Annotated in this window: 7 protein-coding genes; 3 read left to right on the top strand and 4 right to left on the bottom strand. The window is 60.6% G+C overall.

What is annotated here, in order from left to right; all coding sequences use genetic code 11:
• Positions 1 to 149: transposase (locus tag B0T39_RS23380; RefSeq protein ID WP_141111082.1), on the top strand; the 149-nt coding region annotated here is incomplete at its 5' end.
• A 204-nt stretch (positions 150 to 353) separates the two neighbouring features.
• Here B0T39_RS23380 and lipA read toward each other — a convergent pair.
• The 4 genes from lipA to B0T39_RS23360 all read right to left on the bottom strand — a co-directional run bounded on the left by lipA (position 354) and on the right by B0T39_RS23360 (position 3,688).
• On the bottom strand, positions 354 to 1,301 hold the full coding sequence (gene lipA / locus B0T39_RS23375; RefSeq protein WP_081550998.1) for a lipoyl synthase: 948 nt from the start codon (positions 1,299 to 1,301) through the stop codon (positions 354 to 356).
• Complete coding sequence (gene lipB / locus B0T39_RS23370) at positions 1,298 to 1,921, bottom strand: lipoyl(octanoyl) transferase LipB (protein ID WP_081550996.1); 624 nt, start codon at positions 1,919 to 1,921, stop codon at positions 1,298 to 1,300. The genes lipA and lipB overlap by 4 nt, the downstream gene beginning before the upstream one ends.
• 16 nt (positions 1,922 to 1,937) lie before the next feature.
• Positions 1,938 to 2,204 (bottom strand): YbeD family protein, encoded by a 267-nt coding sequence (locus B0T39_RS23365; protein ID WP_081550994.1) that lies wholly within the window; start codon positions 2,202 to 2,204, stop codon positions 1,938 to 1,940.
• Positions 2,205 to 2,542: 338 nt separating this feature from the next.
• Positions 2,543 to 3,688, bottom strand: coding sequence for a D-alanyl-D-alanine carboxypeptidase family protein (locus B0T39_RS23360; protein ID WP_019101295.1), 1,146 nt, complete (start codon positions 3,686 to 3,688; stop codon positions 2,543 to 2,545).
• 228 nt (positions 3,689 to 3,916) lie between these two features.
• On the opposite strand from B0T39_RS23360, the gene ilvA reads away from it, so the two are divergent.
• Positions 3,917 to 5,446, top strand: coding sequence for a threonine ammonia-lyase, biosynthetic (gene ilvA, locus B0T39_RS23355; protein WP_081551002.1), 1,530 nt, complete (start codon positions 3,917 to 3,919; stop codon positions 5,444 to 5,446).
• Positions 5,447 to 5,509: 63 nt separating this feature from the next.
• Entirely contained in the window at positions 5,510 to 6,157 is a 648-nt protein-coding gene (locus B0T39_RS23350; RefSeq protein ID WP_081550993.1) for an HAD family hydrolase, read from the top strand.
• Positions 6,158 to 6,209: the final 52 nt, after the last annotated feature.

Genomic DNA, 6,209 nt, shown 5'->3' with positions numbered 1-6,209 from the left:
CGGTGATGCCTCAACGTTGGGTGGTGGAGCGCTCATTTGCTTGGCTTGAGAAATGCCGACGGTTATGGAAGAACTGCGAGCGGAAACTCAATACCAGCTTGCAGTTCATCCATTTAGCCTTCCTCGTTCTGCTGCTCAAAAGATCGTGAACAGGCTCTTAGAGCGTCTCTGTTTTGGCGGGACGCCATAGGCGTTGCGGATAGTTTGAACGGGACGGCAATATCTGGGAGCCTTCCCCGGTTGATGCGCGCTGGAGTGGTCATAAAAAATGCCTGATCATGAATTTGATCAGGCATTTTTGAAGTTTGGCGTTCAGCGCACGTCAGCGTTGTTTAGCCGCCTTAACAGGTCACTCACACACCGGCCTCGTGCGCCTGCACGTCGGCGTGGTAGCTGGAGCGTACCATCGCGCCCACGGCGGCGTGGACGAAGCCCATTTCATGGGCTTTTTGCTCGAACATCTTGAACACGTCCGGATGCACGTAGCGCAGTACCGGCAGGTGGCCGTCGGATGGTTGCAGGTACTGGCCTATGGTCAGCATGTCTACATTGTGGGCACGCAGATCGCGCATCACCTCCAAGATTTCCTCGTCGGTCTCGCCCAGGCCCACCATCAGGCCGGATTTTGTGCGGACATTGGGGTTCTTGGCCTTGTAGTCCTTCAGCAATTGCAGCGAGTGCGCGTAATCCGAACCCGGACGCGCCTGCTTGTATAGCCGTGGCACGGTTTCCAGATTGTGGTTCATCACGTCCGGCGGGGTCTGGCTCAGGATGTCGACGGCCACGTCCAGGCGGCCGCGGAAGTCCGGCACCAGGGTTTCGATCTGGGTGTTGGGCGACATTTCACGCACCGAGTTGATGCAGTCGGCGAAGTGCTGGGCGCCGCCGTCGCGCAAATCGTCGCGGTCCACCGAGGTCACCACCACGTACTTCAGCTTCATCGCGGCCACGCTCTCCGCCAGGTGGCGTGGTTCGTCCGGGTCCAGCGGGTTGGGGCGGCCGTGGCCCACGTCGCAGAACGGGCAGCGACGGGTGCAGATGTCGCCCATGATCATGAAAGTGGCGGTGCCTTTGCTGAAACATTCGCCGATGTTCGGGCAGGTGGCTTCCTCACAGACGGTGTGCAGCTTTTGTTCGCGCAGAATCTGTTTGATCTCGTGGAAGCGCTGGCCGTTGGGCAGCTTGGCGCGGATCCATTCCGGTTTTTTCAGCTTTTCGTCCAGCGGGACGATCTTGATGGGGATGCGCGCGGTTTTGGCCGCGCCCTTGTGTTTGACCCCAGCCTGGTTTTCCGGCTTCATGTCAGTTCCTTGGTGCTGTTCAGGAGGCGGTCCAGATGCGGCAGCAGCGTATCGGCGGCGGCGGCAAGGCTCAGCTCCACTCCCAGTTGTTTCAGGTCGGTCACCTTGAGGTTGGCGTAACCGCAAGGGTTGATGGAATCGAAAGGCTCCAGGTCCATGTCCACGTTGAAGCTGAGGCCATGGTAGACCGCGTGGTTCTTGATGCGCAGGCCCAGCGAGGCGATCTTGGCGCCGGCCACGTAAACGCCGGGTGCGTCCACATCGCCGTTGCCGTGAATGCCCAGTTCCGCCAGCGTGTCTATCACCGCCTGTTCGATGCGGCGCACCAGCTCGCGCACGCCTATGCCCATGCGCTTGAAGTCCACCAGCAGGTAAACCACCAACTGGCCGGGGCCGTGATAGGTGATCTGGCCGCCGCGGTCGGTTTTCACCACCGGAATGGCGGTGGCGTGCAGCAGGTGTTCCGGCTTGCCGGCCAGGCCTTGAGTGTAGACGGGCGGGTGTTCCACCACCCACAGTTCATCTGGGGTGTCAGCGTTGCGGGCGTCGGTGAACGCCTGCATGGCGCGCCAGGTTGGTTCGTAATCCACTCGGCCCAGATGTTTGACGATGCGCGACACGGCAATCTCCTGGCGCTTAGAGCACCATTTTCACCATCGGATGGCCGGTCAGCGACAGGTAGATAGTATCCAGCTGTTGACGCGAAGTGGCGGTGACGGTGACGGTCAGCGCGTAGAAGCGGCCATTAGCGCTTTCGCGCAAGGTCACGTCGTGGTCGGCCAGATCGGGCGCGTTGACGCGCACGACCTCAGTGATGGTGAGGATGAAATCCTCGTGGCGCTCGCCCATCACCTTGATGGGAAAGCGACAGGGGAATTCCATGAGTTCCTGTTTTTCAGACATATTCAATCAAATCCACTAAGAACGGGTTTACGATTTCGCGAGCAAGAGCGAGACAAGGCGAAAACCGCTGAGAAAGCGGAGTGTACACACGGTACATGAGCATCTCGAAGGCGTTTTCAACGCTGTGTCGCCGAAGCGCAGCAGATCGTAAACAGGTTCTAAAGACGCCGCGCCCGAAACGGGCAAAGGCGCAGCAGCCAGTTGTACTGCAAACCGGGCCATCCGCGCCAATACATTTTACGGTCGTCTTTATTGCTAAAACGTCACATCATAATACAGCAGCGGCGTCCGGGCGATGCCCGGCGCCGCGATGCGCCGCGATCAACGGCGGACGCCGTTTATTTCCAGCCCAGCATCAGCTTGATGCTGTCCCACAGCCGGCTGAAGAAGCCGCCTTCTTCCACTGCCTTCAAGGCCACCACCGGGCGTTCGAACAGCGGCTTGCCGTCCAGCGACACCACCAGCTTGCCCACTACCTGGCCGGCTTTGACCGGGGCGATCAGCGGCTGCATCGTGGTCAGATCTGCCTTGAGCTTGGCGGCCTGGCCCTTGGCCACGGTGGCGAAGACATCGTTGGCGAAGCCGACGGAGACGGTTTTGGCCGCGCCCTTGTAGATAGGCAGCTCGGACACCGGCTTGGCTCCGCTATACAGTTTGGGCGTATCGTAAAACTGCAAGCCGTAGTTGAGCAGCTTGGAACTTTCCACCGCGCGCGCCTCCGGGCTGGCGGTGCCCACCACGACCGAAATCACGCGACGGCCATCGCGGTGGCTGGTGGTGATCATGTTGTAGCCGGCGCTGTCGGTGTAGCCTGTCTTCATACCGTCAACGTTGGGGTCGCGGTAGAGCAGCAGGTTGCGGTTGGGCTGCTTGATGTTGTTGTAGGTGAAGGACTTGATCGAGTAGATCGGGTAGAACTCCGGGAAGTCGCGGATCAGCGCGCCGGCCAGGATGCCCAGATCGTGCACGGTAGTGTAGTGCTCCGGATTGGGCAGGCCGGTGGCGTTGCGGAACTGGGTGTTCTTCATGCCCAGTTTCTGCGCCTGCTGGGTCATCACTTGGGCGAAAACTTCCTCGCTGCCGGCGATGGCTTCAGCCAGCGTCACGCAGGCGTCGTTGCCGGATTGCACGATCATGCCCTTGATCAGGTCGTCGACCTTGGCGGGCACCTTGGGATCCAGGAACATGCGCGAGCCTTCGGTCTTCCAGCCCTTTTGCGACACCGTCAGCGTTTGCTCCAGGGTCAGCCGCTTTTCCTTCAAGGCTTTGAAGGTGAGGTAGGCGGTCATCAGCTTGGTCAGCGAGGCCGGTTCCACACGGGAATCCGGGTCGCGTTCGGCCAGCACTTGCCCACTGTTGAAGTCGGTCAGGTAATAGGCCTTGCCGGCGATTTCGGGCGCGGGCGGCAGAAAGGCGGCGGAGGCGAAAGAGACGGACGGCAGCGCGATCGCCGCTGCTGTGAGAATGCTGGTGAATGTTTTCATTGTTCCTATGGGCAACGCTGGGGGTTGAGGTCCAAATAGTAGCCGTTGATTATACACGCGGATTGCCGTCCGGTTGCCGCGAAGTGGTGATTTTCTGCGAGCGGGGCAGGCGGAGCCGTTGCGATACCGCAATGCAACAATCCAATATTATCAAGCCTTCCCGTCTGCTTGGAGTTCCTGCTACTCTGGCAGTTCAAGCAAAATAATGATCGGGACAAAGGCTTTGCCATGCAAGAGAAGCAAGACTATCTGGAACGCATCCTGACGTCGCGGGTTTACGACGTCGCCATCGAAACGCCGCTGGAGTTGGCGCCCAATCTGTCGCGCCGCTATCGCAACACGATTCTGCTCAAGCGCGAGGATCTGCAGCCGGTGTTCTCCTTCAAGCTGCGCGGCGCTTACAACAAGATGGCCAAGCTCAGCGCGGAGCAGCGCGCGCGCGGCGTGATCACCGCCAGCGCCGGCAACCATGCGCAGGGCGTGGCCTTGTCCGCCAGCCGGCTGGGTTGCGAAGCCATCATCGTGATGCCGGTGACCACGCCGCAGATCAAGATAGACGCGGTCAAGCAATACGGCGGCCAGGTGGTGCTGCATGGCGATTCCTTCAACGAGGCCTTCCATCACGCTAGCTCGCTGGCGGCGCAAAACGGCATGACTTATATTCCGCCGTTCGACGATCCGGATGTGATCGCCGGCCAGGGCACCATAGGCATGGAGATTTTGCGTCAGCATCCGGACGGCTTGAACGCGATCTTCGTCGCCATCGGCGGCGGCGGCCTGGCCGCCGGCATCGCCAGCTTCATCAAGCGGCTGAAGCCGGAGATCAAGGTGATAGGCGTGCAGCCGGTGGATTCCGACGCAATGCGTCAATCCATTGCCAAGGGCGAGCGGGTGGAGTTGAAGGACGTGGGCTTGTTCGCCGACGGGGTGGCGGTGAAGCTGGTGGGCGAGGAGACCTTCCGCATCTGTCGCGAATTGCTGGACGAGATCATCCTGGTGGACACCGACGCCATCTGCGCGGCGATCAAGGACATCTTCGAAGATACTCGCTCCATCGTGGAGCCGGCGGGCGCCTTGGCGGTGGCCGGCGCCAAGGCTTACGTGGAGCGCGAAGGCTGCGTGGACCAGACTCTGGTGGCGATCTCCTGTGGCGCGAATATGAATTTCGATCGCCTGCGCCATGTGTCCGAGCGTTCCGAGCTGGGCGAGCGGCGCGAGGCCATCATCGCGGTGACCATTCCGGAAAAACCGGGCAGCTTCAAGCGCTTCTGTACCGTGATCGGGGGCCGCAACATCACCGAGTTCAATTATCGCTTTGCCGATCCAGGCACCGCTCATGTCTTCGTCGGCGTGCAAATCAGCGGCAAGCAGGACCTGGAGGGCATACTCGCCAGCCTGAACGCTCACGAGCTGGAGAGCATTGACCTGACTGATAATGAGCTGGCCAAGCTGCATATTCGTCATTTGGTGGGCGGCCATGCGCCGCAGTTGAAGGACGAGCGGGTGCTGCGCTTCGAGTTTCCGGACCGTCCCGGCGCGCTGATGCGTTTCCTGGAAGCGATGAGCGTGGACTGGAACATCAGCTTGTTCCATTATCGCAATCACGGCGCGGATTACGGCCGCGTATTGGTGGGCGTTCAGGTGCCGTCCAGCGACGATGCCGAGTTCCAGCGCTTCCTCGATAATCTGGGCTATCCCTATGTCGAGGAAACCCAGAATCCGGCTTACAAGCTGTTTCTGGGCAAGACCATACGTTGAACCGGGCCGGCGGGCTGCTTATGGTCGGCAGCCTGACGTCGCGCTCCTTCATTGAAGCGAATCATGATCAAGGCAGTTCTATTCGATCTGGACGGCACCCTGGCCGACACCGCGCGTGATCTGGGCGCCGCGCTCAACCGCTTGTTGGCCGAGGAGGGCCTGCCGCCGCAGCCTTACGCGGCGGTGCGGCCCATCGCCAGCCATGGCGCGCGCGGGCTGGTCAGCCTGGGTTTCGGCATAGACCGCGAACATCCTCGTTTCGAGGAGTATCGTTTGCGCTTCTTGGATCATTACGAGCACAGCTTCGCTGACGAGACTGTATTGTTCGACGGCGTCAACGGCCTGATCCAGGGCTTGATGGACAAGGGATTGCTGTGGGGCATCATCACCAATAAGCCGATGCGCTTCACCGACCGCTTGGTGCCGTCGTTGCCTTTTATCACGGCGCCGGCGGTGACGGTCAGCGGCGACACCGTGGGCGTGCCCAAGCCGGACCCGAGGCCGATGCGTTATGCGGCCGATCAGATCGGCATCGCGCCCGAGCATTGCCTGTACGTGGGCGACGCCGAGCGCGACATCGCAGCCGGCCGCAGCGTGGGGATGAAAACGGTGTTGGCCAATTGGGGTTACATTGCCGACAGCGACCGGCCGGCGGAGTGGGGCGCCGACATCGCCATTGATCATCCGCTGCAATTGCTGGATCACGTTTAAGCGGCAATGAGAATGAAAAAAGCCACGGTGATCCGTGGCTTTTTTGGTTTCG

It is taken from the genome of Chromobacterium haemolyticum (assembly GCF_002081825.1).
Lineage (GTDB): Bacteria > Pseudomonadota > Gammaproteobacteria > Burkholderiales > Chromobacteriaceae > Chromobacterium > Chromobacterium fluminis.
This window is presented reverse-complemented; position numbering and strand designations above follow the sequence as displayed.